25 protein-coding genes and 2 pseudogenes are annotated in these 26,679 nt (G+C 65.0%); 11 read left to right on the forward strand and 16 right to left on the reverse strand.

Going from position 1 to position 26,679, the window contains the following annotated elements:
• The 3 genes and pseudogenes from HWX44_RS09560 to HWX44_RS09570 form a co-directional block, all read right to left on the reverse strand.
• Nucleotides 1-258, reverse strand: a pseudogene (locus HWX44_RS09560) (HNH endonuclease signature motif containing protein); the annotation flags it as partial.
• A 33-nt stretch (nt 259-291) separates the two neighbouring features.
• Nucleotides 292-1,344: a threonine aldolase family protein gene (locus tag HWX44_RS09565; RefSeq protein WP_175974388.1), complete on the reverse strand. Its 1,053-nt coding sequence runs from the start codon at nt 1,342-1,344 to the stop codon at nt 292-294.
• An 11-nt stretch (nt 1,345-1,355) separates the two neighbouring features.
• A complete protein-coding gene (locus HWX44_RS09570) occupies nt 1,356-2,411 on the reverse strand; it encodes a PspC domain-containing protein (RefSeq protein ID WP_070517459.1) in 1,056 nt (351 codons plus the stop codon).
• Nucleotides 2,412-2,571: 160 nt separating this feature from the next.
• On the opposite strand from HWX44_RS09570, the gene HWX44_RS13345 reads away from it, so the two are divergent.
• The 3 genes from HWX44_RS13345 (at nt 2,572) to HWX44_RS09580 (ending at nt 4,313) form a co-directional block, all read left to right on the forward strand.
• Nucleotides 2,572-2,898: a PspC domain-containing protein gene (locus tag HWX44_RS13345; protein ID WP_254868167.1), complete on the forward strand. Its 327-nt coding sequence runs from the start codon at nt 2,572-2,574 to the stop codon at nt 2,896-2,898.
• 159 nt (nt 2,899-3,057) lie between these two features.
• Entirely contained in the window at nt 3,058-3,657 is a 600-nt protein-coding gene (locus HWX44_RS13350) for a sensor histidine kinase (RefSeq protein WP_254868168.1), read from the forward strand.
• Between the two features lie 2 nt (nt 3,658-3,659).
• Complete coding sequence (locus tag HWX44_RS09580; RefSeq protein WP_070680521.1) at nt 3,660-4,313, forward strand: response regulator; 654 nt, start codon at nt 3,660-3,662, stop codon at nt 4,311-4,313.
• A gap of 25 nt (nt 4,314-4,338) precedes the next feature.
• Here the strand turns inward: HWX44_RS09580 and HWX44_RS09585 are convergent, their stop codons facing one another.
• Nucleotides 4,339-4,749: a hypothetical protein gene (locus HWX44_RS09585; RefSeq protein WP_070680519.1), complete on the reverse strand. Its 411-nt coding sequence runs from the start codon at nt 4,747-4,749 to the stop codon at nt 4,339-4,341.
• Nucleotides 4,750-4,808: 59 nt separating this feature from the next.
• On the opposite strand from HWX44_RS09585, the gene HWX44_RS09590 reads away from it, so the two are divergent.
• The 3 genes from HWX44_RS09590 (at nt 4,809) to HWX44_RS09600 (ending at nt 8,392) form a co-directional block, all read left to right on the forward strand.
• Complete coding sequence (locus HWX44_RS09590; RefSeq protein WP_246818671.1) at nt 4,809-5,492, forward strand: hypothetical protein; 684 nt, start codon at nt 4,809-4,811, stop codon at nt 5,490-5,492.
• Nucleotides 5,489-6,949, forward strand: coding sequence for a Y-family DNA polymerase (locus HWX44_RS09595; RefSeq protein ID WP_254868169.1), 1,461 nt, complete (start codon nt 5,489-5,491; stop codon nt 6,947-6,949). Before HWX44_RS09590 ends, HWX44_RS09595 begins: the two co-directional genes overlap by 4 nt.
• 534 nt (nt 6,950-7,483) lie before the next feature.
• Nucleotides 7,484-8,392: a sucrase ferredoxin gene (locus tag HWX44_RS09600; protein WP_175974391.1), complete on the forward strand. Its 909-nt coding sequence runs from the start codon at nt 7,484-7,486 to the stop codon at nt 8,390-8,392.
• Here the strand turns inward: HWX44_RS09600 and HWX44_RS09605 are convergent.
• Genes HWX44_RS09605 through HWX44_RS09615 form a run of 3 tightly spaced genes read right to left on the reverse strand, consistent with a single transcriptional unit; the run spans nt 8,389 to nt 11,112 of the window.
• The gene (locus HWX44_RS09605; protein ID WP_046648398.1) at nt 8,389-9,069 is read right to left on the reverse strand and encodes a methionine ABC transporter permease; all 681 of its coding nucleotides are present in this window, start codon (nt 9,067-9,069) and stop codon (nt 8,389-8,391) included. The genes HWX44_RS09600 and HWX44_RS09605 overlap by 4 nt on opposite strands.
• On the reverse strand, nt 9,066-10,205 hold the full coding sequence (locus HWX44_RS09610; RefSeq protein ID WP_369816107.1) for a methionine ABC transporter ATP-binding protein: 1,140 nt from the start codon (nt 10,203-10,205) through the stop codon (nt 9,066-9,068). Before HWX44_RS09610 ends, HWX44_RS09605 begins: the two co-directional genes overlap by 4 nt.
• 16 nt (nt 10,206-10,221) lie before the next feature.
• A complete protein-coding gene (locus HWX44_RS09615) occupies nt 10,222-11,112 on the reverse strand; it encodes a MetQ/NlpA family ABC transporter substrate-binding protein (protein ID WP_049157071.1) in 891 nt (296 codons plus the stop codon).
• 165 nt (nt 11,113-11,277) lie between these two features.
• Here HWX44_RS09615 and HWX44_RS09620 point away from each other — a divergent pair, with 165 nt between their 5' ends.
• The gene (locus tag HWX44_RS09620) at nt 11,278-14,415 is read left to right on the forward strand and encodes an error-prone DNA polymerase (protein WP_175974393.1); all 3,138 of its coding nucleotides are present in this window, start codon (nt 11,278-11,280) and stop codon (nt 14,413-14,415) included.
• 5 nt (nt 14,416-14,420) lie between these two features.
• Here the strand turns inward: HWX44_RS09620 and HWX44_RS09625 are convergent, their stop codons facing one another.
• Nucleotides 14,421-14,891 carry a hypothetical protein gene (locus tag HWX44_RS09625; RefSeq protein ID WP_049157075.1) on the reverse strand — a complete coding sequence of 157 codons (471 nt, stop codon included), beginning with the start codon at nt 14,889-14,891 and terminating at the stop codon, nt 14,421-14,423.
• Nucleotides 14,892-14,898: 7 nt separating this feature from the next.
• Nucleotides 14,899-15,159, reverse strand: coding sequence for a helix-turn-helix transcriptional regulator (locus HWX44_RS09630; protein ID WP_039673876.1), 261 nt, complete (start codon nt 15,157-15,159; stop codon nt 14,899-14,901).
• Between the two features lie 58 nt (nt 15,160-15,217).
• Here HWX44_RS09630 and HWX44_RS09635 point away from each other — a divergent pair.
• Nucleotides 15,218-15,664, forward strand: a pseudogene (locus HWX44_RS09635) (PH domain-containing protein); the annotation flags it as partial.
• Complete coding sequence (locus tag HWX44_RS09640) at nt 15,664-17,148, forward strand: PH domain-containing protein (RefSeq protein ID WP_254868170.1); 1,485 nt, start codon at nt 15,664-15,666, stop codon at nt 17,146-17,148. The pseudogene HWX44_RS09635 and the gene HWX44_RS09640, both read left to right, overlap by 1 nt.
• Before the next feature lie 240 nt (nt 17,149-17,388).
• Here HWX44_RS09640 and feoB read toward each other — a convergent pair whose 3' ends face one another.
• From feoB to HWX44_RS09660, 4 genes are all read right to left on the reverse strand, one after another.
• Entirely contained in the window at nt 17,389-19,323 is a 1,935-nt protein-coding gene (gene feoB, locus HWX44_RS09645; protein WP_049157082.1) for a ferrous iron transport protein B, read from the reverse strand.
• A gap of 3 nt (nt 19,324-19,326) precedes the next feature.
• Nucleotides 19,327-19,575, reverse strand: a complete 249-nt coding sequence (locus HWX44_RS09650; RefSeq protein ID WP_046648388.1) for a FeoA family protein — start codon at nt 19,573-19,575, stop codon at nt 19,327-19,329.
• Nucleotides 19,576-19,699: 124 nt separating this feature from the next.
• On the reverse strand, nt 19,700-21,571 hold the full coding sequence (locus HWX44_RS09655; RefSeq protein ID WP_070702144.1) for a pyruvate kinase: 1,872 nt from the start codon (nt 21,569-21,571) through the stop codon (nt 19,700-19,702).
• A gap of 47 nt (nt 21,572-21,618) precedes the next feature.
• The gene (locus tag HWX44_RS09660; RefSeq protein ID WP_049157085.1) at nt 21,619-22,089 is read right to left on the reverse strand and encodes a tRNA (cytidine(34)-2'-O)-methyltransferase; all 471 of its coding nucleotides are present in this window, start codon (nt 22,087-22,089) and stop codon (nt 21,619-21,621) included.
• A gap of 24 nt (nt 22,090-22,113) precedes the next feature.
• On the opposite strand from HWX44_RS09660, the gene HWX44_RS09665 reads away from it, so the two are divergent.
• Entirely contained in the window at nt 22,114-22,968 is an 855-nt protein-coding gene (locus tag HWX44_RS09665) for a bifunctional methylenetetrahydrofolate dehydrogenase/methenyltetrahydrofolate cyclohydrolase (protein WP_049157086.1), read from the forward strand.
• Between the two features lie 174 nt (nt 22,969-23,142).
• Nucleotides 23,143-23,457 (forward strand): DUF3017 domain-containing protein, encoded by a 315-nt coding sequence (locus HWX44_RS09670; protein ID WP_049157087.1) that lies wholly within the window; start codon nt 23,143-23,145, stop codon nt 23,455-23,457.
• On the opposite strand, the gene metX is transcribed toward HWX44_RS09670, so the two are convergent.
• The 3 genes from metX to HWX44_RS09685 form a co-directional block, all read right to left on the reverse strand.
• Nucleotides 23,454-24,653, reverse strand: coding sequence for a homoserine O-acetyltransferase MetX (gene metX / locus HWX44_RS09675; RefSeq protein ID WP_254868171.1), 1,200 nt, complete (start codon nt 24,651-24,653; stop codon nt 23,454-23,456). The genes HWX44_RS09670 and metX overlap by 4 nt on opposite strands.
• Complete coding sequence (locus tag HWX44_RS09680; RefSeq protein ID WP_175974395.1) at nt 24,601-25,920, reverse strand: O-acetylhomoserine/O-acetylserine sulfhydrylase; 1,320 nt, start codon at nt 25,918-25,920, stop codon at nt 24,601-24,603. Before HWX44_RS09680 ends, metX begins: the two co-directional genes overlap by 53 nt.
• A gap of 138 nt (nt 25,921-26,058) precedes the next feature.
• On the reverse strand, nt 26,059-26,673 hold the full coding sequence (locus HWX44_RS09685; protein ID WP_175974397.1) for an MBL fold metallo-hydrolase: 615 nt from the start codon (nt 26,671-26,673) through the stop codon (nt 26,059-26,061).
• Nucleotides 26,674-26,679: the final 6 nt, after the last annotated feature.

Below are 26,679 nucleotides of genomic sequence, written 5' to 3' on the forward strand. Positions count from 1 at the left end.
GGCCCTGCGGGCTTTGAGCTTGGAACAATAGCGCTCGATATCGAGGAGCGTGAACACGTCGTGGCCCGTGCGGCGGGCCTTGCACTGCCGGGAGCGGAACATCGTGTCCCCGAAATACACCGCGTGCAGCCCTAGGAGCTTCTCCGCGAAATCCGGCCGCGCACCCATCTCAACCAGCTGAGCGCGTGTGACACCGGCGCATTGCTCGACCACGTCGAGCCCGCGCGCTAGTGCTTGAATGTAACCCCCCAGTTGCATAGCCCACAGCCTAAACCAGGCCGGGGAACCTCGCTACTTGAGCGCAGAAATCGCAGCGCAGAGCTTATCGACGTCCCTCTCTTCCGTCGACCACGCCGTACAGAATCGCACCACGCGCAGGCCTTCGTGTTCTTCGAAGAACTGGCACACGAAGTCTTGCGAGAGCTTCTCTTCCTGCTCGCGGGTCAACAGCGCGAATTGCTGGTTGGTGGGGGAGTCAAAGAGCATGTCGATGCCTGCGGCGCGGAATGCCTCGGCGATGCGCTGTGCTTGAGCATTGGCGCGGGCGCAGATCTGCTCGTAGAGGGTCGTTGCTGCCGTCCTGGTTACCTCATCGCCTGGTGCGCTGAAGAGGGAGGCAAATTGCGCGCCGAGCAGCCAGCCCTTAGCTAGCAGGCCACCGTTTTGCTTCATCGCATTGCGAAAGCGCGGCGCACCCTCGGGGAAGACGATGGCCTCGCCGAAGAGGGCGCCGCATTTGGTGCCGCCGATGGTGAAGACGTCGACAAGCGCGGCAAGGTCCGGCAGGGTGATATCCGAAGCGGAGAGGCCATAGCCGAGGCGGGCGCCGTCGACAAACAGGCCCAAATCGTACTCGCCGCAGACCTCGCGCAGGGCCACGAGTTCGGCGCGGGAGTAGGCGGTGCCGAACTCGGTGGGCTGCGTGATGTAGACCAGCGCGGGCTCCGGCATGTGCTCCTCCACCCCGGAGGAACGGTACTCATCCATGCACGCACGCACCTGCGCGGCGGTGATTTTTCCCAGCTGGTTTGGCAGCGTGATGACCTTGTGCCCGGTGTGCTCGATGGCGCCCGTCTCATGGGTGGCGATGTGCCCGCTATCCGCCGCGATGACACCCTCCCAGGGGCGCAGCCGGTGGGCGATGATGGTCGCGTTAGCCTGCGTGCCACCGACCATGAAATGCACCTCAGCGTTCGACGCCTGGCAGGCAGTGCGGATGCGCTCAGCGGCCGTGGCACACAGCTCGTCGGCGCCATAGCCGGCATAAGCCCCGCCCGCCCCCGCGATGGCATCAAGGACGCGGGGGTGGGCTAAACGGTGGTAATCGTTGCCGAAGTGAATCATGGTGGGCCAGTTTAGCCGGTGACGGTGAGCTCGCCGATGCCTTGGTCGATGCGGATATCTAGCAGCGCATCATCGTCATGGCGGTTGGTGCAGTTGCTTTCCCCCAAGCCGCTGTCACAGGTGAGTGATACAGGGACGTCCTTCGGGAGGATGACCTCGACGCTGCCGATGCCGACGTCGATGGTGACATCGTGCTTTTCCTTGAGGTCTTCGATTTGGCTCAAATCCACCGTTGAGGTGCCAATACCTAGGTCATAGTATTCCTGGAGCTCATCTTCATGGGTGGGCGCGATGTGCTGAGAACCGACATTGAAGCGGGCGCTGAAGCCGGATTCTTCGTCGGCCTCGATGACGAAGGTGACTCCAAAGAAGGCAATCGCCAGGGCAGCCCCCACAGCGCCGAGAGCAATCGCGGCCTCAGCCCACTGCGAACCGCGCTTCTTTTTCGGTTCTTCCCGCGGGCCCGGCTCCGGCAGGTCCCAGGCATCGGGCACCACGCCGAGTGGATCCCAGGACGGCGGGGTCGTACGCCCCGGTGGGAAGGGGTGGCCGTCTGCTGGGGTATAAGGGTTGAGGTTGACCGGTTCCTCGCGCACCGGCTGTTCGGCAGCCAACAGCCCGCTGGGCGGTAGCGGTTCGCGTTGGTGAAGGGCGTACCACGCCAGCGCCAACAGGCCGAAGGTCAGCGCAGCGGGCGGAAGGCCGGCGAGGAATTGTCCGCTGAGGAACAGCGGGCCGGAGCCAAACGTCAGAAGGACGCCGATAATCAGCACCCAGCCGAGCTCTTGTTCCTCCTTGACGCCATCCTTGCCCATGGCCGCATCGAGCGGGCAGTAGGGCGAACCGAAGCGCGGCATGAGCGCCCACGCGGCGAGGTAGGCGGCGATGCCACCACCGAAGGCGAGTGCTGCGACCACGAAGGCCACGCGCACAATCGTGGGGTCAAGCTGGTAGCGCACCGCGATGCCTTCGCAGACACCAGCGATGTGCGCGTCACCGCCCTGTTTCTTGGGAAGGCGGACGGGGCGGGTCGTCCACATCTGGTTGAGTGTGCTGTTCTTCGTCATGCTTTTATGGTGCCGCGCGGGGCCTCGCGGCGGTATCGGTAATCGCCCTGATTTTTTGACCTCAGGGTTGTCCCTGATGTGCCCGAGGGGTGGCGCGTGGGACTATGGCTAGTATGACTTCGCCCTATGTCCCCGCCGAGAACGCGGCGCCCTATCCGTGATGTCGCGCCCCCAATCTGGCCGCGTGGTCGCCGGCGTGGCGGCGGGGCTGGCGCAGAATCTGGGGGTTTCGGCGCTCTCCGTGCGCATCGCCTTGACCGCGTTGACCCTGCTGGGTGGGTGGGGGCGATGGCCTATGCCGGGCTGTGGATTTTCACGCCCGCGCTTGACGACGCCCTCCTCCCCGCCGCAGCCCCTCTCCTCGTGCTGGTGTTCCTGGCGCTGGCGGGTAGTGCGGTGGGTGTGTTGGGGGTTCGGGGCGTCGCTAGCGTGGCGGTGCCATTGGCGGTGGTGCCATCGGCGCGGTGCTGGCGTGGTTGGCGTATGACCGCGGGCGAACACGCCGGTGGGCCTGGTTGCTGTGGCGGCCGGTGCCGTCTGGTCATCGGTGGCGTCGTGGTGGCGGCGGTGACGTGGAGAGCGGATCGGGTTCGGCGATCTGCCACGGCGCTGACGCTGGTGGGCTTTGGCGCTGGTGGTGCCGCTGGTGCTGAAGCTCTGGCGCTCGCTATCTCAGGAACAGGCGGCGAAGGCGGTTTCGGAGGAGCGCGCCGAGATTGCCGCCCGCCTGCACGATTCGGTGCTGCAGACGCTGGCGCTGATTCAGAAGCGGGCGGGGGATTCGCGCGAGGTGACGCGTTTGGCGCGCGCCCAAGAACGCGAGCTGCGCGCCTGGCTTTTCGATGCCCCCTCCGCCGCCCCCACCACCTGTTTCGGTGCCCTCGAATCGGCGTGCGGGGAGGTGGAAGATCTCTTCGACATGCGGGTATCTGCTGTGACGGTGGGTGAGGACATGGAGCTGACGGAGTCCGCGAAGCTGCTTATCCAGGCCGCGCGTGAGGCCATGGTGAATGCCGGCAAGCATGCGGGTGTGGACGCGGTGGATGTTTATGCGGAGTTGTTGGCGGGCGAGCTGAGTATCTTTGTGCGCGACCGCGGGGTGGGTTTCGACGTGGAGGATATTCCCGCTGATAGGCACGGGATTCGTGACAGTATTCGCGCGCGCGTAGAAGGATCTGGTGGGCGCGTGCGGATTTCCTCGACCCCGGGGGAGGGCACCGAGGTGGAGCTCGCGGTAGCGTTATGAGCATGGTGAAGGTCTTTTTGGTTGATGATCACTCCGTCTTTCGCGCGGGCGTTCGCGCGGAGCTGGCGGCGTCCTCGGAGATTGAGATCGTGGGCGATGCCGGGACCGTTGCGGAGGCGCTGGAGGGCATTGCGCGTACCTCCCCGGACGTGGTGCTTCTCGACGTCCACATGCCCGACGGCGGTGGCCTCGCCGTTATTAACGCGACGGCTAATCAGCCGGCGCGGCCGGTGTTTTTGGCGCTGAGCGTGTCGGATGCGGCGGAGGACGTGATTGCGCTGATTCGGGCGGGCGCGCGCGGGTATGTGACGAAGAATATTTCCGGCCCGGATCTGGCCGAGGCGGTGGTGCAGGTGCACAGCGGGGATGCGTATTTCTCGCCGCGCCTGGCGGGTTTTGTCCTCGACGCTTTTGCTTCCGGTTCGCCCGCGCCGGAGCCGGAGGAGGGACAAGACCCGGCGGTGGATGCGCTCACGCGGCGCGAGCTAGAGGTCTTGCGGTTGCTTGCGCGCGGCTATACGTACCGCGAGATTGGCAAGCAGCTGTTTATTTCGGTGAAGACGGTGGAAACACACGCCTCCAATATTTTGCGCAAGACCCAGCAGTCCAACCGCCATCAGCTCACGCGCTGGGCCACCTCGCGCGACCTGGCTTAAACAGCCTGGCCTAGGCGGGTTGGGTTTAGGCAGGGGGTGCGTAGGCGAGCTTGCGGGAGCCGTCGACGTGGGGAAAGAGCAGGAAGGCCGCGCCTGAAACGAGCACCCACACCAGCGCGCTGCCCCAGGCAGGCAGCGCGAGGAGTGGGGAGAACATGACCATCAACCACAGCACCATAAGCGGGATGAGCTGTGCCGCGTTGGGCAGCATGGTGACGTTGTGGCGCTGGGCATAATCACGCAGGTCCGCGCGGTAGGGGTGTAGGAGTACGAGCGCGCAGGCCGCGAGGAGGAAGAGCAGGCTGAGCCCCAGCGCGAGACCGAAGTGGATGCGGCTGGTACCCACCGCCACGGCGGCACCAGCCAACAGTGAGGAACCGAGTCGCACCCACAGCGGAGTGGGGATTGGGGTGGTGTGCGTGCGGAGGGGATTCATGGCGCCTAACGCTACCAGCGCAATTGCGCGCGTCCGGAGAGAGGTTCATAATAGGAGCCATGAATCAAACAGGTGTTCGTGTGGTGGGAGGACCGCAGGCCGAGCAAATTGCGATCCTGCGCGCCCAGATTCAACGCCTGGAAACCCCGGATGTTGCCGCGCAGGTGCAGCCGGAGGTGGAGCTTCTCGGCGTCCCCGAAGGGCTATCTGAGCTGCTCCCGGGCGGTGGCCTTCCCCGCAAGCGGGCAACCGTCTGTGCGGAATGTGCCGCTCTCGTGGTGGAGCTGATATCCCATGTTAGCGCGGCGGGCGGACACGTTGCGGTGGTGGGCTGGCCCGATCTCTCACTCGCACAGGTGGTTGAGGATGGAGATATCTCCCGGGTCATCGCGGTGCCCGAACCGGGCGCGGAACCCTGGGCGGTAACTAGCGTGCTGTGTGAGGGGCTGGACCTGGTGGTGCACAAAGGCACAGGCGAGCTGAGCCCCACGCGGGCGCGCCCCGTGCTGGCGAAAGTGCGGGCAGGGCAGGCGGCCCTGCTCACCGTGGGAACCCGGCTGCCAGGAACGGCGATGGAGATAGGTGCGGAGGTCGTCGCGGTGCATGGCTTGGGCCGGGGCAGCGGGCGTATTTGGGGAGTTGATATAGGGGTGCGGGTGGCGTCGGCAAGCATGCGCCCGCGCCGTGGAGTGCTCACGTGCGGGCAGCGGCCGGACGCGCGCCCGCACTTGGAGGTCGTGTGAGGGTCGCGGCGCTGTGGTTCCCGGATTGGCCTATCCAGGCGCTGCAGGACGCTGACAGGGCAGCGTGCGTTATTGCTGCTCAGCACCGCGTGGCGGTCTGCAACGCAGCAGCGCGCCGGGCAGGGGTGCGCCGCGGGATGCGGGTGCGCCAAGCCCAAGCCGTCCTGCCGGAGCTGCGCGTGGAGGAGGTCAACCCGGACCGGGACGGGGTGGTGTTCGCGGAGATTGCCGCGGGGCTGGATGCGGTGGCCTCCTCGGTGGAGGTGCTGCGTCCGGGCCTGGTCATCGTGGACGCGGGCGCGGCCGGGCGTTTCCACGGCAGCGAGGCGAAGGCGGTGGAGATGCTTGTCGACGCCACCGCCAGATCCCACCTCGACGCCACCGTCGGCGTCGCCGATGAGATCGCCACCGCGCTGATTGCCGCGCGCCACCACAACCTGGGCGCGGTAGTCCCGGCAGGCGGCTCGCGCGACTTTCTGGCTCAGCAGCCGGTTGGAGTATTAGCCGCCGAGGTGGCGCTGGGGTGCGCGGCGGATGTGGTGCACGCCTTGGAGCAGCTGGGCGTGCGCACGTTAGGGGAGCTGGCGGGCCTGCCGTTGCGCCAAGTCACCACCCGTTTCGGCGAGGCCGGACGGCGGTGCCACGCGGTGGCCACGGCCGCACCGGATAGGCGCGTGGCGCCGGAGCTTGCGTGCCCTGACTTAGGCGTGGAGCAGGACTTCGAAGAACCCTTAGAGCGCGTGGACGCTGCGGCCTTCGCCGCGCGCCAGCTCGCGGCGCGCCTGCATGTGGTGCTCGATGAGGCCGGCGTGGTGTGTCTGCGGCTGCGCGTTGCTGCGGAGTTCGAGGGCGGCGAGCGTGTGGAGCGGATCTGGCGTACCCAGGAAGCGCTCAGCGAGGCCGCCACGGCGGACCGCGTGCGCTGGCAGCTCGATGGCTGGCTGAGTGCTGCGCGGGCGGGGAGTGCGCCGGGTGAGGGAGGGGGCGTCGTCAAGCTGGCGTTGGAGCCGGTGGAGGTCGCCCCGCCGGGGGATGGGCTCCTGTGGGGCGCAGGCGAATCTACCGAGCAGGCCAAGCGTGTTATCGCGCGGGTGCAATCCCAGCTGGGGGTGGACCGCGTGCTGCAGCCTCGCCCGGCGGGCGGGCGTGGGGTGGCCGAGCGCATCGAGTACGTCCCCTATGGCGAGCAGCGCGATCCGCAGCCGGAGGGCACCTGGCCGGGGCGCATCCCGGCGCCGCTCCCGGCGAGCCTGGCGCACCCGGCCGCGCGGATTCGGCTTATCGACGTCTCCTCGAAGGACGTCATCGTCACCGCCGAGGCCCTCCTGGGGAGCGGGCTGTCTGGATGCGCCGCTAGACGTACCGGCGAGGGAGGCGACTGCGCGCGCTGCAGTCGTCGGAAAACGAAGGCAGCGCGCCTGGTTCGTGTCGTGAGCGCGCTGACTGGCGGCGGCTAGTTCAGATGTCATGACGGCGCGTCGGCCCGTGAGCACTAACCGAGTACGGTCTCATTACCGATCGGGCCGCCGCCGCCGCTGACACCGTCACGAGCGCGGGTTTCGTGCCGATATCGTCTTCCATCAGCTGAAGGGATAGGCAGTGCCGTCGATGCTGACGTCGAGCGCGGTGAACCTGAAGGACGCCGGGCCCTGCGTGCGGGGCATCGTGATCAATCGCAGCCCGGAACGTTCGCAACCTCGGTCATATCAATATCTCGCGGCACACAGCTCCGAGGCGGGAGATGTTATCTCATGCCGGCGTAGCCGTCAGCACGGTGAGGGGGGAGGGGAGTGGATTGAGCGCCGACAAGGTGGCGTCGAGTCGCCGTCCGAAAGAGGAGCCTCGAGCACGAGCAGCACGAGGGCGGCTGTGCGCAAGATTGTGTTTCGGCATAACTCCGAGGGTAGCGGTACCGCGAGACATTCTATGCATTGAAGTAAACATCGTAACCACATTGTTGTGAAAGGAGTGATACCAGTTAAGATGGCGCCATGACCTTCTGCTCCGATGTCCAGGTCGAGCCCCTGGCTGGTACCGCTAAACAAGAATCTGTTTATGTCCTTTTTGAGTGGCCTACGGCCTGGTCTCGCGACGTGCTGGATGGTCGTACTTTTGGCCCAGGCCTCACCGAGAAGCTCAAGGCCAAGCTCAAAGGCGTGGCGGGCCTGCAGCTCATTCGCCGCCCCGGGCGCGCCGGGCACGAGCGGGGGACGGGGCACTTCCGTTGTTTCGTCGTGTGGGCACGCGAGGGGTTAGTGCAGGATTACGTCCTGAACGGCCCGGAGGGCATCCTCGATCTGGATCTGGAGCACCCCACCGGCACGTGCCTGCCGCTGGTGCTCGTGTGCACCCACGCCAAGCGCGATGCCTGCTGCGCAATCAAGGGCCGCCCGCTTGCTGCCTCCCTGGCATGCGAATTTGAGGAGACCGTGTGGGAAACCTCCCACACCAAGGGGCACCGCTTCGCGCCGTCGGTGCTGCTGATGCCGTGGGGCTATTCCTTTGGCCGCCTCAACGTGGAAGCTGGCCGCGAGCTCGTGGGCAAGGCGCTGCACGGCGAGTATTTCTACCCCGCCAACCGCGGTTCCGGCCTCACCACGCCCCAAGGGCAAGTGGCGGAGCTTGCGGTGGCACGCCAGCTTCTCGACGCCTCCGAGCCCCTCCACTACGGCGACCTCACCGTCGACGCAGCGGAAAACACCGCAACGGAAAACCCCGCCGCGCGAAATGGCGTCGTTGTGCGCCACCGTGATGGCCGTGCATGGGACGTAGAACTCGAAGAAAAAGAGGCCTCCGGCGTCGTCTCCTCCTGCGGAGACGAACCGAAGACCTCTCGTTTCTATGCCGCGCGCCGCGTCCGTATCCTACGCGCCGCGTCGCAGGACGCGGCGCGCGGTTAGCGGCGCATAATCTTGGCCGAGAGCCAGTTGCCAAAGAACTGCGCTGCCTGCACCAGCACAATGATGATGAGGGTAGCCACCACGGTGACCTCCCACTCGAAGGCGCGGTAGCCGTAGACGATGGCGAAGTCACCCAAGCCACCGCCACCGACGTAGCCGGCCATCGCGGACATGTCGACGATGCCGATGAACAGGAAGGTGTAGCCCAGCACCAGCGGGCCCAGCGCCTCCGGAATGATGACCGTGGTGATGATCTTCCACGGCGAAGCGCCCATCGCGCGGGCTGCTTCAATCACGCCTGGGTCCAGCGCCACGAGATTCTGCTCCACGATGCGCGCCACCGCGAAGGTAGCCGCAATCACCATGACGAACGTGGCCGGTTCACGGCCGATAGAGCTGCCCAGCACCGCCACCGTTAGCGGCTGCACAAAGGCCAGCAAGATGATGAAGGGAATCGGGCGAACAAAGTTCACCAGGATGTTGATGATGAAGTAGATGGGCTTGTTCTGCAGGATGCCGCCCGGGCGGGTGGTGTAGAGCAGGATGCCGAGAACCAAGCCGATGATGCCGGCGATCACCAGGGTGGTGGCGACCATGATGAGGGTGTCCTTGACGGCGTCGACAAGCGTGCCGCCCAGTCGATCCCAATTGGCCTGCGCGAGGTAGGTGACGTTCATCGTTGGATCTCCTCAATGTCGGTGGTGCGTTGCATATGTGCGTAGAAGTCTTCGATGGCGGCATCCGGGCCGTTGAGACGCACGGTGATCTTGCCGAAGGAATGCTTCTGCAGGGTGGTGATGCCGCCGTGGACCACGGCGATGGACACTCCCTCGTCCGCGAGCTTGCCGGCGGCGCCGAAGAAGCCCGACTTTTCCGTCAGGTTGATGGTGAACAGACGGCCCTCGTGGGCCAGCAGGTCATCGGCCTCCACGACGTCCGGGGTGTTGCGCAGCGAGGTGGCCACGAACTTCTCCGCCACCTTGGTCTGCGGATTGGAAAAGACCTCGTAGACGCTGCCGGCCTCAATGACGCGGCCGTTTTCCATAACGGCCACCTTGTCGGCGATGGAGCGCACGACGTCCATCTCGTGAGTGATGACCACGATGGTGATTCCGAGGTCGCGGTTGACCTTGCGCAGCAGGTCGAGCACCTCGTGGGTGGTGGTGGGGTCGAGCGCCGAGGTGGCCTCATCCGCCAGCAGCAGGGAAGGGTTATTAGCCAGGGCGCGGGCGATGCCGACGCGCTGCTTCTGGCCGCCGGAGAGCTGCTCCGGGTAGTTATCGCCCTTGTCCGCCAGGCCGACGAATTCCAGCAGTTCCTGGACGCGCTTTTTACGCTCCTGCTTCTCGACGCCCTGCAGCTTCAGCGGGTACTCAATATTGCCCGCCGCGGTGCGCGAGGACATGAGGTTGAACTGCTGGAAGATCATGCCGATGTTGCGGCGGATGCCGCGCAGCTTGGATTCGGGGAGGGGGACGACATCGGTGCCGTCGAGAAGCAGCTGCCCCGAGGTCGGCTTATCCAGACCGTTGATCATGCGCACCAGCGTGGACTTACCCGCGCCGGAGAAACCGATGATGCCGATGATTTCGCCGGGCTCGACGGTCAGGGAGACATTATCGAGTGCGGTGGTGGTGGTTTTCTTGTTTTTAAAGACTTTGGTGATGTTGCGGAATTCAATCCGGGTGCCCCGGTGGGCGCCTTGTTGTTCAGTCACGTGGGTTTCCTTTGTACGTGTCCGTGTAGTGAGTGAGGAGGGAGTAACGGGCAAAATCCCCCGGGTCACGCAATCAAGCGTGAGCGCGGGGGACATGTGGATTACGCGGGGCTTAGACCTGCTCTTCGAGGCGGTCCAGGATTTCCTGGAGCTCTTCCTGGGAGCGGTCGACGGCCACGGCGGTGTCGCCGGAGGACTTCAGGACGGCCTCGGTGACCTTCGGGTCCTTCCACAGCTTGGCCAGCTCGTGAAGGGCCTCGTTGTCGGCGTCGTCGGCGCGCACGGCCCAGACGTTGATGTAGGGCTCAGCCTCGGCGGAGTCTGGGTCGTCCTGAGCGACGGCGGACTTCGGGTCAATGCCGGCGCGCTCGAGGAAGGAGTTGTTGATGACAGCCGGCTTGCCCTCGCCGTAGGCGGCCGGGGTCTGGGCAGCATCTACCGGGGTGACCTTAACCTTGGACTTGTCCTCATCGATGTCTAGCGGGGTGGGGGTCAGCGGGCTGTTCTCCTTGAGAGTGACCAGGCCTTCCTGAACCAGCAGGCCGATGGCGCGGCCCTGGTTAGTGGAGTCGTTCGGGATGGCGACTTCCTGGCCCTCGATGCCAGCGAGATCCTTGTGGTCCTTCCAGTAGATGGCCAGCGGGTAGATCTCGGTGGAGGCCAGCGGGACCAGATCGGTGCCGTTGCCCTTGTTGTACTCAGCCAGGAACTTCAGGTGCTGGAACTTGTTGGTGCTCAGCTGGCCCTGGTCCAGAGCCTGGTTCGGAGTGTTGTAGTCGGCGAAGTTCTCCAGCTTGACGTCGTAGCCGGCTTCCTTGGCCAGGTCCTGGAAGACGGCCCACTCTTCCATGTTGGCGTCAGTGGTGCCGATGGTGATGGTGGAGTCCTTGGTGATGGCCTCGCCGGAATCCTTGGACTCAGCGGAGTCCGAGGAGCAAGCAACCAGGCCGGTTGCGGCGATGACGGCTGCCGAGGTGGCAGCAAGTACGCGACGGATGCTCATGGTGGGTTCCTAGTGTCCCTTCTTGGTTTGTGCGGCAAGTCGTGTCACCGCAGGATTTGTGCGCTGCACGAAAAACTAGCAACGATTGAACCGCTTTGTCTATTCGGAGAATTGTTCAACGAAAACCTTGACTGGAACCTGTGTTCGAATATAGTGTGTGGGGCTATGAGATTCAATGGGGGTGAGGCGCTGCCGTGGTCCCGGGTGGAGAGGATTCTCTCTGGTCGCCCGGGGCCCGTCCCGGTCTCGGTGGACCACCTACCGCAGGCCACGGACGCGCCGAAGTTGGGGCATTCCGCCGTGCCTTTCGCCGAGCTGCATGCGGTGAGCTCCTATAGCTTTCTGTGTGGCGCTTCCGAGCCGGAGGGGCTCGTGGCGCGCGCCGTCGAACTGGGCCTGCGGGGGATTGCGCTGGTAGATCGGGATGGATTCTATGGTCTTATGAAGTTTGCGGAGGCCGCCGCCAAAGTTGGCCTGCCTGCGGTCTTCGGGGCGGAGCTCAGTCTCGACCCAGCTCCGCTGACCGTCCTGGCGCGCACCCCGGAGGGCTATCGGCGTCTATCTCGGCTTATCTCCCGCGCTCACATGGAGGCGGGGGAGAAGGGGGTCGTGTCCTATCCTTCTTTGGTGGAGATTGGTGCGCAGTTGCAGGATGAGTGCCTCTTCCTGGTGGGCTGGGAATGGGTGGAGCATTTCGATCTTTTGGTCGAGGGAATAAAAATAGACAGCATGGTTCTGGAGTATGCATGTACCCAGCTCCCGGAGGACGCGGACCACCACCTACTGTTGGATTCCTTGCCGGTTTCGCGCGCCATTGCCACTGCGCGCCCGGCTGCCGCCACGCGTGAACACGCGCGGTTGGCTGGAGCCAAACAAGCCCTGTCCAGACGCCTCGCGCTTGCCGACGCCTCCCCCAGCTCCCACCCCATGGGCTCGTCCTGGCTGCGCTCCGGGGAACAAATGGCGCGCCTGCTGCCTGAGCGCCCCGAGCTCATTGCCGAAACCGTCCGCGTCCTCGAGGACTGCAGCTTCACGTGGGAGGCGCTGGCCCCGAACCTGCCTGATTTCGACGTGCCGGAAGGCTATACCGAGATGTCCTGGCTGGAGCACCTTACCTTTGAGCGCGCTGCCGAACGTTATGCCACGCGCCCAGAGGAGATTCGGGAGCGGGCGTGGGAGCAGATGCGGTATGAGCTGGGTGTCGTCAAGCAGCTGGGCTTTCCCGGCTACTTCCTTATCGTGTGTGATCTCGTGGACTTTTGTAAACGGGAGAACATCCTGTGCCAGGGGCGCGGCTCGGCGGCGAATTCGGCGGTGTGCTTCGCGCTAGGGATTACGAACGCGGAGCCGATTTCCGCGGGACTGCTCTTTGAGCGCTTCCTCTCCCCGGACCGTGATGGCCCGCCGGATATCGACATCGATATTGAATCCGGCCGGCGCGAGGAAGTCATCCAGTACGTCTACGCCAAGCACGGCCGCGAGAAGGCGGCGCAGGTGGCCAACGTGATTACGTACCGCCGCAAAGGGGCGTTGCGGGATGCCGCCCGCGCGTTGGGCTACCCGCAGGGCTCGGCCGATGCCTGGTCGAAGGGCATTGCGCTCGCGCCTTCGGACGTTGAATGCTTGGCCGAGCAGTTTCTGGGTCAGCCGCGCCACCTGGGCATTCACTCCGGCGGCATGGTGCTGTGCGACCGGCCGATTGCGGATGTTGTGCCCGTGGAGTGGGCGCGCATGGAGAATCGTTCGGTGCTGCAATGGGATAAGGATGATTGCGCCGCGGCCGGGCTGGTGAAGTTCGACCTGCTGGGCCTGGGCATGCTCGAAGCGCTGCACCACATGATGGACTTGGTGGAGGAGAGCACCGGCCGGGTGGTCAACCTGTGGGAGCTGGACCTGGCTGACCCGGAAGTCTATGACATGCTCTGCCGCGCGGATGCAGTGGGCGTGTTCCAGGTGGAATCACGCGCGCAGCTGAGCACGCTGCCGAGGCTCAAGCCGCGGGTCTTCTTCGATCTCGTGGTGGAGGTCGCGCTCATCCGGCCGGGCCCCATCCAGGGCGGCTCGGTGCACCCCTACCTGCGCCGCCGCGATGGCAAGGAGCCGGTGACCTATGACCACCCGGTGCTGGAGAAGTCCCTGGGCAAGACACTGGGGATTCCGCTCTTTCAGGAGCAGCTCATGCAGATTGCGGTTGATGCCGCCGGGTTCAGCGGCGCGGAGGCGGATGACCTGCGGCGCGCGATGGGCTCGAAGCGCTCGCCGGCCAAGATGGCAGCGCTCAAGCAGCGCTTTTATGAGGGCTTGGAGGAAACCAACGGGATCGTCGGGGAGGTGGCGGATAAGTTGTGGGCCAAGATTGTGGCCTTCGCTGCTTATGGCTTCCCGGAGTCCCACTCGCAGTCTTTTGCTTCCTTGGTGTACTTTTCGGCGTGGTTTAAGCGCTATTACCCGGCGCAGTTTTGCGTGGGCCTGCTGCGCGCGCAGCCGATGGGTTTCTACTCGCCGCAGTCGCTTATTCAGGATGCCCGCCGCCACGGGGTGGAGGTGCTGCCGGTCAGCGTCAACGAGTCGGGCCGCGAGGCGCGCGTGGTGGTGGGCTCGGACGGTCAGGCGCGTATCCGCTTGGGGCTTAACCTCATCAAGGGGTTGGGTGATAAGGCCGCCGATCGCATTGAAGCGGCCGCGCCGTTTGGCGACGTCCCCGATCTCTCCCGCCGCGCCGACCTCACCGTCGATCACGTGGAGGCCCTCGCCGTGGCGGGGGCCTTGGACGTCTTTGGGGTGGATCGCCGCCAGGCGCTGTGGCAGGCGGGCGTGGCCGCAACAGAACGGGCGGGGGTGTTGCCAGGGCTTTCGGCGATTGAAGCGCCGTCTTTGCCGGGGATGAGCGCCTTTGAGCTCATGGCGGCGGATGTGGCGAGCACCGGCGTGACTCACAACCAGCAGCCGATGGAGCAGGTCCGCGGGGAATTGCAGGCCCGCGGCATCCTATCCGCGGCGGATTTGCCGGCAGTGGAGGATGGCACCCGCGTGCGCATCGCCGGGGTGGTCACGCACCGCCAGCGCCCGCAGACAGCGGGCGGGGTGGTCTTTTTTGGTTTGGAGGATGAGACCGGGTTGATGAACGTGATGGTCACGCCAGGCCTGTGGGCCCGGGATAAAGTCACCGCGCGAACAGCGCCCGCGCTCATCGTGCGCGGCATCGTGCAGAACGCCTCCGGCGCGGTCACCGTTGCCGCGGACCAGCTGGAGCCGCTGGCCTTCGGTGAGGTGCTCTCGCGCGGCTCGCGGGATTTCCGCTAAGCGGCTTATTCCTTAGAGATGAGCTCGTCGCGGTTCATCTTTCCGGCCAGGGAACGTGCCACGGAGAAGGGCACCCACACCATGAGTAGCAGGATGATTTTGAGGTAGAGCTGGGAGACGAATACGCCGTCCATGATGGGCATGGTTCGGGCACCCCAGGCGATAAGGCCAGTCACCGGAAGCAGGATGACGAGTGCTGCGAGGGAGAATTTGAGGCCGTCGTCGCGGGCTTCAAGGTGCTGCTGCATCTGATACTCATCCAGTTCTGTCCTGGGCAGGTCTGCGGCACCAATCGTTGTGCGGAGGCGAGCGGTCATCAACGCGCACAGCAAAGTTCCAAGGGCGGCCACCATGAGTGAGGTAAAGGCGCTCCAGAACTGCAGGGGGATGGATGCAATGATGAGGGCGGTGGACAGGTCGGTCAGGGTGATGTAGCGCTTGCGGGTCTTAACGGAATCGGGAATAGAGGCGGACATGTGTGGTTTAGTCCTTTCGGTAGATTTCGGAGGACATGGGGGTGAATTCGGTCCGGGAGAACACGGCTTCCACGGGTAGATTGAAAACTTCGCAGATGTTGAAGGCGAGGTCCAAGCTGGGGGAGTGGTCGCCGCGCTCGAGAGCGCCGATGGTTTGGGGGTTGACCCCGATGGCGTCGGCAAGCTGTGCGCGCGTCATGTCCCGTTCAACGCGGAGCACGCGGACCCGGTTAAATAGTGGGCGGGTTGGCTTTTTCTTTGGGGACATGCACCACAGTGTTGTATAAACCCAACGACTTGTCAAGGGTTCATGTTAGTGTGTTGGCATGAACCCCGTATCCCCGTCACTCACTAAAGCCCGCTACATTTCGCGCTTGAGCTGGGACGTCATCCTCGCCGCCCTGGCGGCCGCGGCGGCGTATTTCTGGTGGGATTGGCTCTATTGGGTCGCCGGAGCGCTCGTTGCGTGGGCGCTCTATCAGCTCTGGCTCATCCCCGCGCAGGTCAAAAACCTAGGTTGGCAGGAAACCGCCGACGAATTGCTCGTCACCCGCGGGAAAATCTGGCACACCTTCACCGTCGTGCCCTATGGCCGCATCCAATTCGTCGACGTCACCGCCGGCCCCGTCGAGCGGGCGATGGGGCTCAAGAAGGTGAAGCTGCACACGGCGTCGCCCAGCAGCGACGCCACCATCCCCGGCCTCCTTGCTGCCGACGCCGACGCCCTGCGCGATCTCCCCGCCCTCCAGGCTCGCGAGAGGATGAGCCGGCTGTGCAGGCCCCCGCGCCTATCCCCGCCGACGGCTACATTCGCGTCCACCGCCTCACCCCGCTGCTGCGCTTTTGGTCGCTGATTTTAGCGCTGGTGGCCATTTTTGCGGTGAACATCAACGCCGCCATGATTTCGGACGTGGTGTCTTACCTGCAGAGCGGCAACCTCGGCGAGGTCGGCCGCGGTACCCTGCTGGGTATCGGCGCCTTCGTGCTGGTGTGCGCAGTGATTTGGCTGGTCTCCGGAATCTGGTGGCGCAAGCTGGGCTACAAGCTCACCGAGGATGAAATCGCGCTGCGCCACGGCGTCATCTCCACGTCCTTCCGCTCCGCGCGCTATGAGCGCATCCAGGCGGTGGACGTCGTGGAATCCATCATCGCGCGCTTGTTGGGTTTGGCCACGGTTCGGGTGGAGACCGCCGGCGGTACCTCGTCGGTGATCAAGATTGAGTACCTGCCCAAAGCGAAAGCAGAAGAGCTGCGCGCGGAGTTGCTGCGGCGCACGAATAAGAACCCTGCCAGTGAGCCGGCGCCGGAAGCGGAGGAAGCCGCCGCGCTGATCCCGGAGATTCCCATACTGCGCACGATTGCCGCTGAGGCGCTGCGCCTGTCCACGCTCCTCGCGGCCCTCGTTATTGGGGGCTTGCTCTTCATCCCGGGTATGTGGACCGCGCTGCTGCCCATCATCGTGGGCTTTGTTGGAAGCGTCTGGGGCTTGGTGGACTCTTCCTGGAAATTCACCGCGCTTCACGACGCCCCCACCAACGCCCTCAACGTCTCTTACGGTCTTGCCGACCGCCGCCGCCAAACCATCCGCATTAGCCGCATCCACGGCGTGCGGGTAAGCCAGCCCTTCTTATGGCGGCGCTTCGGCTGGTACGAGGTGCACGTCTCTGTAGCTGGTTATGGCGCGAAGGGCAGCGGTAAGCAGTCCGGTTCCACTCGCATCCTGCCGGTGGGTACCCGCGAGCAGGCGCTGGAGCTTTTAGAGCTCATCTCCGATCTGGATCGTGCGCAGATTGAGGATTTCGCGCGCCCCGAAGGGCACACCCAGCCCACTTATACCTCCCCGCGCCGGGCGACGTGGATCAGCCCCCTCGACCGCAAGCAGCAGTCGGTGACGCTCGTGGATTCCCCGCTTCCCGTGACCATCGTGCACCGCGGCCGCATTAACCGCCGCGTCATGGTGATTGGAACCCCGCACATCCAGGAGCTCACGCTGAAAGTGGGGCCGTTGGGGCACCTTGCGGGCGTGCGGACCGTGCGCTTCGACCTCGTGGCTGGCCCCGTGAAGATGGCTGGTCAAGACCTCACGCCTGCCGACGCCTCCGAGCTCCTCACCCGCCTGCGCTCCCGCCCCCTGCCTGCCATGGAGTCCGCGCTCAGCCCCCTGGCCTCATCCGCCACCCTCCCACAGGTTGAGCCGCGGCAGAACCCACGTGAAGACTCCCGTGACAGCGCGGTTAGGGGCAGCGACGAAGCTTAAGCAGAACCGGCCCACGCGTGCTGCTGGGGCCGGCACACGCCGAGGCCGCCGAACAGGACCCGCATCCGCCCGCGGGGCAGGAGCCGAGTGGCTCCATATCGAGTACCCCGCTGGCGGTGAGGTGATCCAGGATGAGGTCCACCGTGCCGGGCTCCAGCCCGGTCTGTGCCGCGATGGCCGCCCGCGAGCGCACGCCGGATTCGATGGCTTCCTGCACGGCCTGGATGGGGGAGGCGGGCATTAGATAAACACCTTCAGAATCTGGAAGGCCGCTACAGCCAGCACCCACGCTGTGGCCAGCTGGACGCCGAAGCCGAAGAGCGTCCAGCGCCAGCCAATCTCTCGCCGCTGCGCGGCAATCGTGGCCACGCAGGGCGTGTAGGCCAGCAGGAAGAGCATGTAGGCCCACACCGCGGCGAGGGGATGACCGTCAGAAGCCTGCTCGAAGTCCGCGCGCACGTGATCGCTGAGCGCGCTATGGGATTGTTCCTCCGCGGAGGCGTCGGTGACATCCTCGACCGCGTAGGTCTGCGCCCACGTCGAAATCAGCGCCTCCTTGGCCACGAAACCAGTGACTAGCGGACCCGCCAAGGACCACGAGTCGAAGCCGGCCGGGGCAAAGGCTGGAGCGATGGCGTGCGCGACCGCCCCGTAGGCCGAATCCTCCGGCGCCGGCGGTTCTCCCCAGGAGGAGTCCTGGACCGCCGCACCCACCGGGATGGCCATGAGCAGCCACACCACGACCACGGTGCTCACGATGATGCCACCGGCCGTCTGCAAGAAGCCCTTCAAGCGCGTCCACATCACGCTCAGTGCTAGGCGCACGGTGGGCAGCTGGTACGTCGGCAAATCAATAACCAGTGCCTCTTCCGGAACCGCGCGCCACAGAGTCTTGCGCAGCACCAAACCCACGAGCACGAGCAGCGCGATGGAAATGACGTACATGATGAACACCACGCTGCCGGCATGATCTGGGAAAAACGTGGCCGAAAGCATGACGAAGACCACCAAGCGCGCCGAGCACGAGGTAAACGGAATGAGCAGCGCGGTCATGATGCGATGCCGCGGGCTGCCCAGCACGCGCGTGGCCGAGATCGCCGGCACGTTGCAGCCAAAGCCCACGACAATGGGGATGAAAGCCTTGCCCGGCAGACCGATGGCCCGCATGAGACGGTCCGTGACCACCGCGGCACGCGCCATGTAGCCGGAATCCTCCAACACCGCCAAGCACAAGAACATCAGCGCCATGAGCGGGGCGAAGGTGAGGACCATGCCGACGCCGCCGATGAGGCCGTCGACAAGCAGGCCCGTGATGAGAGGGTGGCCTAAGCCGATGGCTTCTAGCCCCGCCCGCGCCCAGTCACTCAAGGGGCCCGAGACCAGTGCCTCCAGGCCATCCTGGAGGGGAGCGGCCACCGTGGTGGTGATCTGGAAGACCACCCACATCACGGCCAGAAACAGCAGCGGCCCCACTACCGGGTGAAGGGCCACCGCATCGAGGCGGTGGGAGAGGGGCGTGGCGTGCTCGACCTCGCTCACCGAGGCCTTCGCCGCCGCATCCAACTCCGCGAAGCGGGCCTCCAAACCTGCGTCCTCGCGCAGCTGCACGGGCTCAGCCGCCAGAGAATCAACAACAACCTCTCGCAGCTTCTCGACGCCCTCCCGCTTACGCCCATCAACCACCACCACCGGGATGGAGGTGGATTCAGCGAGCGCAACGGGATCCACTGTTTGGCCCTGGTTGAGGGCCACGTCGGTCTTCGTCAGCGCGATGATGAGGCGGTAGGGCTGCTCCGCTAACTGGAGCGCGACGTTGAGGCCGCGCGCCACGGCGCTGGCATCGACGACCACGACGACGGCGTCGGGGCGCTCATCATCTGGGCAATCGATGAGCATGGCGCGGGTCAGCGCCTCATCGGGGCTGAGCGGGTCGAGTGAGTAGGTGCCGGGAAAATCGATGAGATCGGCGGTTGCGTCACCGATCTTCCACGCACCGCGGCTGACCTCAACCGTGGTTCCCGGCCAGTTGCCGGTCTGCGCCTTCGCGCCGGTCAGGGCGTTAAAGAGAGTGGACTTGCCAGAGTTGGGGGAGCCAACGAGCGCGATGATGGGCGCGCCAGCAGGGGCTACCGCGCCGCCCGGATCGCCGTGACAGCTGGGTTTCGTGGTGGACATGGCTTAGACCTCGATGGCCTGCAGTGTCGCCTTATCGATGGCGTAGCGGCAGCTGCCCACCGAGACAACACGCGCGCCACCGGCCACGCGCGGGCCCATGATTAGCGTGGCGCCGGGGCGGATTCCCAGCTCGCCGAGGCGCACCGCCAGTGCGGCGTCGCAGGTGCAGGAGATGCACTCGTCTCTCAGGGTGATGGTGCACCCCGTGGGGATAGCGTCGGCGGTTTGTCGTGGGCGCTCAGATAACTTCACGGTGAGCCCTCTTCCTTAAATAAGCATTACCTTTATAGGTTAGCCTTAGTAAACATAGGTCCGTCTAGGTTTTGAGGGCTATCTCTTAGGTGATCCTCACCACGCGGCGCAGGTACGCCGCGTACTAAGCAAGTGGATTGGTCCAGCTGCTCACCTGGCGCAGCCTCTGGCGATTCTTCAGCCGCGATTGGCCTAGCTTGCGGGACATGCGGTCCAGAATCTGGATGGCCTCCGTGATGTGCGGCCCCTTGTTGAGCATCACGCACTCCGCGCGCAGCGCATAGCCAGCGTCCGTGATTTCCGCGCGGGAGGGAAGCCCGGTCTTGGCTAGGGTCTCCAGAACCTGCGTGGCCATGATGACCGGGATGTGGGCCGCCTCCGCGACCTTCATGATGCGCCCCGGCACCTGGACCATCTCCTCGAATCCCAACTCCACGGCCAAGTCACCGCGCGCAATCATGATGCCGAACTTGGCGTGCCGCATCCCCTCCAGCAACACACTTCCCAGCTGCTCATAAGCCGGAACCGTCTCAATCTTGAGCACGATGCCTAGGTCACGCACGCGCTGCGCCATCTCCTCCGATTCCTGCTCGGCGGCAATCGCCTCAAGCGTGTCATAGAGGAAGGCCACATCAGCCGGCGTGCGGATGAAAGAAACCGCCGCGATATCGCAGTGCGTGGCCACAAAACGAAGTGCTTCGATGTCTTCCTCGGTGAGGCTGGGCAGCGGGACGTCGGTATCCGGCAGGTTGATTCCCTTATAGGCGGCCAGGTTGGTGCCGGTCGGTCCCGCATGCTCCACGGTGACGACGGCCTCGTGCGCCGCACCATTCTCCCGCACCTCGCGGACGCGGCCGGCGATGGCGCCATCATCGAAAATCACCCGGTGCCCCACTTTGAGCGCGCCAACCACCTCCGGCAGCGTGCACCCAATCGTGGTCACCTCGCCCTCGACGATGCGCGCCGGCTCCTGCGAAGTGCTCAGCACCAACTCCTCGCCGCGGTGCAGGCGAATCTTCTGCTCCAGTGCCGGAACCCCATGCACCTGCGTGGTGTCCCCGCCGTGGCTCAACACCGTTCCCTCGGCGAGGTAGCAGTTGCGATCACCGTGCAGCACCGCCACGCCTGCTTCCGCGCTCTCCACGGTGAACACACGCGAGCGCCCGCGCGCTTCCGTGAAGCGCACCTCGCTGCCGGGGTGCAGGCGGGCCAACCACTCGTCATCCACCTCCAGCGCTACCGCCGGGCGGGCCGCGCTTGGCGACGCCTCCCCCGCCACCCCGTGGGCGCGGGTAGAGGAGGGGGCGTCGTGAAGCACGAGCGTTGCTGGGCTCAGCAGCTCGCCCGCAGCGGTGCGCTCGCCGCGCACGCGAATGACCTGCGGACCCGGCTCGATGCTGCCGGTGCGGACCTTGGGGCCAGCAATATCGCAGGAAATCAGAATCTCGCGCCCCACCTCTTCAGCGGCGCGGTGGACGTGCTCCACCATCTTTGTCCACGCCGCCTGGTCATCGTGCGCACAGTTGATGCGGGCTAACTCCATGCCCGCGCGGGCGAAACCGAGGACCAGTTCATAATCCTCCGCAGCCTCAGCAGGAAGAGTCACCATGATGCGCGCGTGCGTGTCCTCCTGGGTAGGGCCGAGGAGGGCTTCGGTGTTGGCGTCGAGGATATCGTCCGCGTCCGCATAAGCCGTGGCGATGGGCTGCACGGAGTAGGTTGGCGCGTGGCCATCGAAGGCGTCGAGCACGTTGCGCGCGGCGTGGAGGCGCTCCAGCACCGCGGGCTCCGGGTGGCTGAGGCTCGTGGCGCCCAACGCAGTGAGGCCTTCCTGGAGTTCGACGGCGTCCTGGGAGCGCAATTCCATGTAGCGCACGAGGTTGACCGCGCCGGGGCGGTGGATGGGATCCACGCGCGCGATCTGCGTGGCGTGGGCGGCAGACGAAGCTTCGACGCGGGTGATGAGGGAATCAAGCAGTGGGCGCAGGCTAGGCAAGGTGTCTCCTTCGGTGTGAAAGTTCACCCATATTGTGCCGCGACTTGTTAGACCGCGCCACGGAAGCCGAGCTGCCGCCAGGCCTCATACACGGCTGTCGACGCCGCGTTAGATAAATTCATCGAGCGTCGCGCCGGCATCATGGGGATGCGTACGCGCTCCGTTACCCGCGGGTGAAAGGCGTGTTCCTCCGGCAGGCCCGTGGGTTCGGTGCCGAAAAGCAGGACATCGCCCTCCTGGTATTCCACGTCGGTGAACCACTTGTCCGTGTGGGTGGTGAAAGCGAAAACGCGCGCGCCGGGCAAGCTGTCCATGCAGGCGTCGAAATCCTTGTGGATCGTGAGGTCCGCTAAGTCGTGGTAGTCCAAGCCTGCGCGCTTGAGGTGTTTGTCCTCGAAGTTGAAGCCGAGCGGCTCGATGAGGTGCAGGCTCGCGCCCGTGACGGCGGCGGTGCGGATGGCGTTGCCGGTGTTGGTAGGGATCACGGGGTTGTCGAAGACGATGTGCAAGCTGCTCATAGGCATCAGTCTAGGATGGTGTGCATGAGCGCTACCAAACTAGATGGCAACTTGTACCGCGACGAGATTTTTGAGGACCTGGCCCAGCGCGTGGCCGCCCTCAAGGAGAAGGGGATTACCCCGGGCCTGGCTACGGTCTTGGTGGGCGATGATCCGGGTTCGCATTCCTACGTGAAGATGAAGCACCGTGATTGCGAGAAGCTCGGTATCAACTCGATTCGCAAGGACCTGCCGGGAGATATCTCCCAGGAGGAGCTGGAGCGCGTCATCGAGGAACTCAACAATGATGACGCCTGCACTGGCTACATCGTGCAGCTGCCGCTGCCGAAGCACCTGGATGAAAACCGCGTGCTCGAGCTCATCGATCCGGCCAAGGACGCTGATGGCCTGCACCCGATCAACCTGGGCAAGCTGGTGCTCAACGAGGAAGCCCCGCTGCCCTGCACTCCGAATGGCTGCATCCACCTGCTGCGCCGCTTTGGGGTAGAGCTCGATGGCGCCAAGGTCGTGGTTATTGGCCGCGGCGTGACCGTGGGCCGCCCGATTGGTCTGATGCTCACCCGCCGCAGCGAAAACTCCACGGTGACGCTGTGCCACACTGGCACCAAGGACCTCGCTGCGGAGACCCGTGAGGCCGATGTCATTATCGCGGCAGCCGGCAAGGCACACATGCTCACCGCCGACATGGTCAAGGAAGGTGCTGCGGTTCTCGACGTCGGCGTGTCCCGCGTTGACGGCAAACTCGCCGGCGACGTGGCCGAGGACGTCTGGGAGAAGGCCGGCTACGTCTCCCCGAACCCGGGCGGCGTGGGCCCGCTGACGCGCGCGTTCCTGGTGAGCAACATTGTCGAGCGCGCCGAAAAGCTTGCCGCTCACTAACGGCGCAACACGAACGCCCAAGTAATGAGCATGTCCCCACAATCAGAAGGAAGCCCGCAGCACCGAGCACAACGAATGCCCCGGCGCCCAGCTCAGGGCCCTGTTCAAGGCCAGCCTCGAAGCCAGAATGGAAGCCAGACTGAAAGCCAAGCCCGCGGGAAAACCACGCCACCGGTGTCCCTGTCGAACCCGCACGATGCGCACCTGAAGCCCTCGGCGCTGCCGCCGGCTCTCCAGTGGCTGGCCATCGGCCTGTTCGTCGTGGCGGTTGTGGTGTCGGGTTTCTATGCCGTGTTCGAGCACTGGCGCCGCGCCACGCTGCTGCTGGGCGGGGCGCTGGTGTGGCTCACGGTGGTCCGCTTGACCTGCGACTCCTCGCGGGTCGGCGTGCTCGCGGTGCGCTCCCGGCGCTTCGATGCCTGCTTTACAGGCATCTTGGGCGCGGCGATGGTGTTCATGGCCTTCTCCATCGACGCGCTGGGCTCTTAGATGTAATATTCATCGCCCACGTACGCAGGGCCCACATCGAGGCCATTCGGCGCGGAGAGCAGCAGGAAGTTGCGCAGGATGCGGTTCATCTGCCGGGTCTCCGTCAGGAAGGCGTCGTGGCCCACGGGGGAGACAATCTTGGCCATCGCCAGCAGGTGGTTGACGTTGCGGGAGATGTGCTCCTGCTGGTGATAGGGGTAGAGGATATCCGTGTCCACGCCCACGACCATCGTCGGCACCTGGGAGGCGGCCAGTGCTTTGATGAGCCCGCCGCGCCCGCGGCCGACGTCATGCCGGTTCAACGCCTCCGTGAGCACCACATAGGAACCCGCATCGAAGCGCTCGGTGAGTTTCGCCCCCTGGTAATCCAGGTAGGAGTTCACCGCGAAACGCTGGTTCAGCTGGCGGTGCGGACCCAAGGGATTCTCGCCTTGCTGTGCGGTAGCGCCGAAGCGCTCGTCGATCTCCTGCTCGCCGCGATACGTCAAATGCGCGATGCGGCGCGCCGCTGCCAGACCATCCCGCGGAGTCTTGTCCGTGAGGTAGTAATTTCCGCCATGCCAAAACGGGTCGCGCTCGATGGCAGAAATCTGCGCGGATTGGATGCCAATCTGCCAGCCCGAAGCCCGGGCAGACACCGCAATCACACACACCGCGGACACGCTTTCCGGGTGCAGCAAGCTCCACTCCAAAGTTCGCGCGCCGCCCATCGAACCGCCGAGCACCGCGTGCACACGCGAAATGCCCAGTTCCTTCAAGCAGTCGTGCTCGGCCTCCACCAAGTCCCGAATCGACAGCGCCGGGAAGCGCCCGCCCCACGGCTTTCCATCCGGGTGCAGCGACTTCGGCCCCGTCGAGCCATTGCAGCCGCCCAGCGCATTAGTCGCGATAACGCACCAGCGCGTGGTGTCCAGAGCCTTGCCAGGCCCCACCAGGTCGGACCACCAGTCCGCCACATTGGAATCACCGGTCAGCGCATGCTCAACCACGAGGACGTTGTTGACGCCGTCTGGGTCGCCGGCAAAAGCGCCCCAGCGTTGGTAGGCCACGTGGGCGTCGGCAAGCACGGCGCCTGCTTCCGTGGTGAAATCACCGATGGGGACGACGGCGAGCTCGCCTTCGGGCGCGAGTTCCGGGATGGCGCTAACCAATGGCCGCGAACCCGCGCTCGAGGTCGGCGATGATGTCGTTGACATCCTCGATGCCCACCGACAGGCGCACCGTGGCCTGCGTAATGCCCGCGGCCTTAAGCGCGGCCTCATCGGACTGCGAGTGTGTCGTGGTCGCCGGGTGCACCACCAGGGAGCGGGTATCGCCGATGTTGGCCAGGTTCGAGTGCAGCTTCAGCGCATCGATAAAGGCCCACGCCTCCTCGCGGCCGCCGTCGATGTCGAAGGAGAGCACGGAGCCGGTGTAGGCGTAACCGAGCTTCTCCTTGGTGGCCTTGTACGGCGAGGAGTCCAAGCCGGCGTAATTGACGGTGGTGACCTTGGCGTGGGACTCCAGGTACTCTGCCACGGCCTGGGCGTTGGCATTGTGCTTCTCGACGCGCAACTGCAACGTCTCGATGCCATTCAGCGTCAGCCAGGCGTTGAAGGGGGAGATGGCGGCACCGGTATCGCGCAGCAGGCCCGCACGCGCCTTGATGGCGAAGGCCGGTGCGCCCAGGTCGGCGTACTTGAGGCCATGGTAAGCCTCGTCCGGGGTGACGAAGTAGGGGAAGACGGGCTCGCCGTCACGCTCGATGGTCCAGTCGAAGGAGCCGCCGTCGATGATGGCACCACCGATGGCGGAGCCATTGCCGGTATAGAACTTGGTGGTGGAAACCACGACGATGTCCGCGCCCAGCTCCAGCGGGCGGGCGAGCGCGCCGGTGGCGATGGTGTTATCCACGATGAGCGGGACCTGGTTCTTGTGAGCTACCTCGGCGATGGCAGGGATGTCGAGAACATCGGCGACTGGGTTGCCGAAGGTCTCGCCGTAAAAAGCCTTCGTGTTTGGCTGGACGGCGTCCTGCCAGGAGGCCGGGTCATCCGGGTTCTCGACGAGGGTGACGTCAATGCCGAGGCGCTTCAAGGTCACGGTAAAGAGCGTGGAGGTGCCGCCGTAGAGGCGCGGGGAGGTCACGATATGGTCGCCGGCGGAGGCCAGGTTCAGGATGGCCGCGGTTTCGGCGGCCTGGCCGGAGGCGAAAGCTACGGCGGCGACGCCGCCCTCGAGGGAAGCGAGGCGCTCCTCGAGTGCGTCCTGGGTGGGGTTGGTCAGGCGGGTATAAATCGGGCCGGCATCCGAGAGGTTGAAGCGGTTGGCGGCGTGCTCGGCGTCGTTGAAGACGTAGGAGGTGGTTTGGTAAATCGGCACGTTGCGTGCGTTGGTGGAGCCGTCCAGGTTCTGGCCGGCGTGGAGGGCGCGGGTGGCAAAGGACCACTCGCCTACTGCGGAATTATCGTATTTGGTGCTCATGTCAGGAAAGGCTAGACCAAGCGGTTCAGTGCCGTTAGTGGTTTTCTAGAAACCGCAGGCAAGCCCGAGAATAAAAATAGACCGAGCGGTTGGTTTGGAGGCCCGTGTGTGCTGTAGACCTCCCTGCAGCGCGAAGGCTCAAGGCCGCTGTTGGATGTCGATGCTTTTCCCAACGTGCAGGCGCTGGTAGCCGGTTACGCCGGCGCGTTGGAGCATGCCGTCGGTGATCTGCTTGCCGGCGTCGGACAGCACGGCGTCATGGATGGGTACTGTCACGCGCGCACCGATGCGCATGGCGTAATCCGCGGCATCCGCCCCGCGCACCCACGGCCCGGCGATGGGGAGCAGGAGGACGTCTACCGTGCGTCCTTCCGAGGTGACCCACTGGTCGCCGGGGTGCAGCACTCCATTGAAGAAATAGCCCAGGTTCTCCGGGCGCGGAATGTTGGGGTGGATTTCCTCGTGGAGCCCGCCCACCGCGCGGATTTTCAGGCCCAGGACTTCGAACTCCTCGCCTGTGTGGACTGCGGTGCCGGAGCCGATGGCGTCGACGGCCTCGCGCGTTCCCCACACTGGCAGGCCGCTCGCGCGCACGGCGTCGACGTCGAGGTGATCGCCGTGCGCGTGAGTGAGCAGCACCGCTTCGGCGCCTTCGAGGCAATTGAGGTCTGAAAGGGGACCGGGGTCGATGATGATGCGCCCCTGGGGAGCCTCGACAGCCACGGCGGATTGCCCATGCAGAGAAACCTTCATGATCCC

Origin of the sequence: Corynebacterium sp. Marseille-Q2823, assembly GCF_903645345.1 — a bacterium.
Lineage (GTDB): Bacteria > Actinomycetota > Actinomycetes > Mycobacteriales > Mycobacteriaceae > Corynebacterium > Corynebacterium hiratae.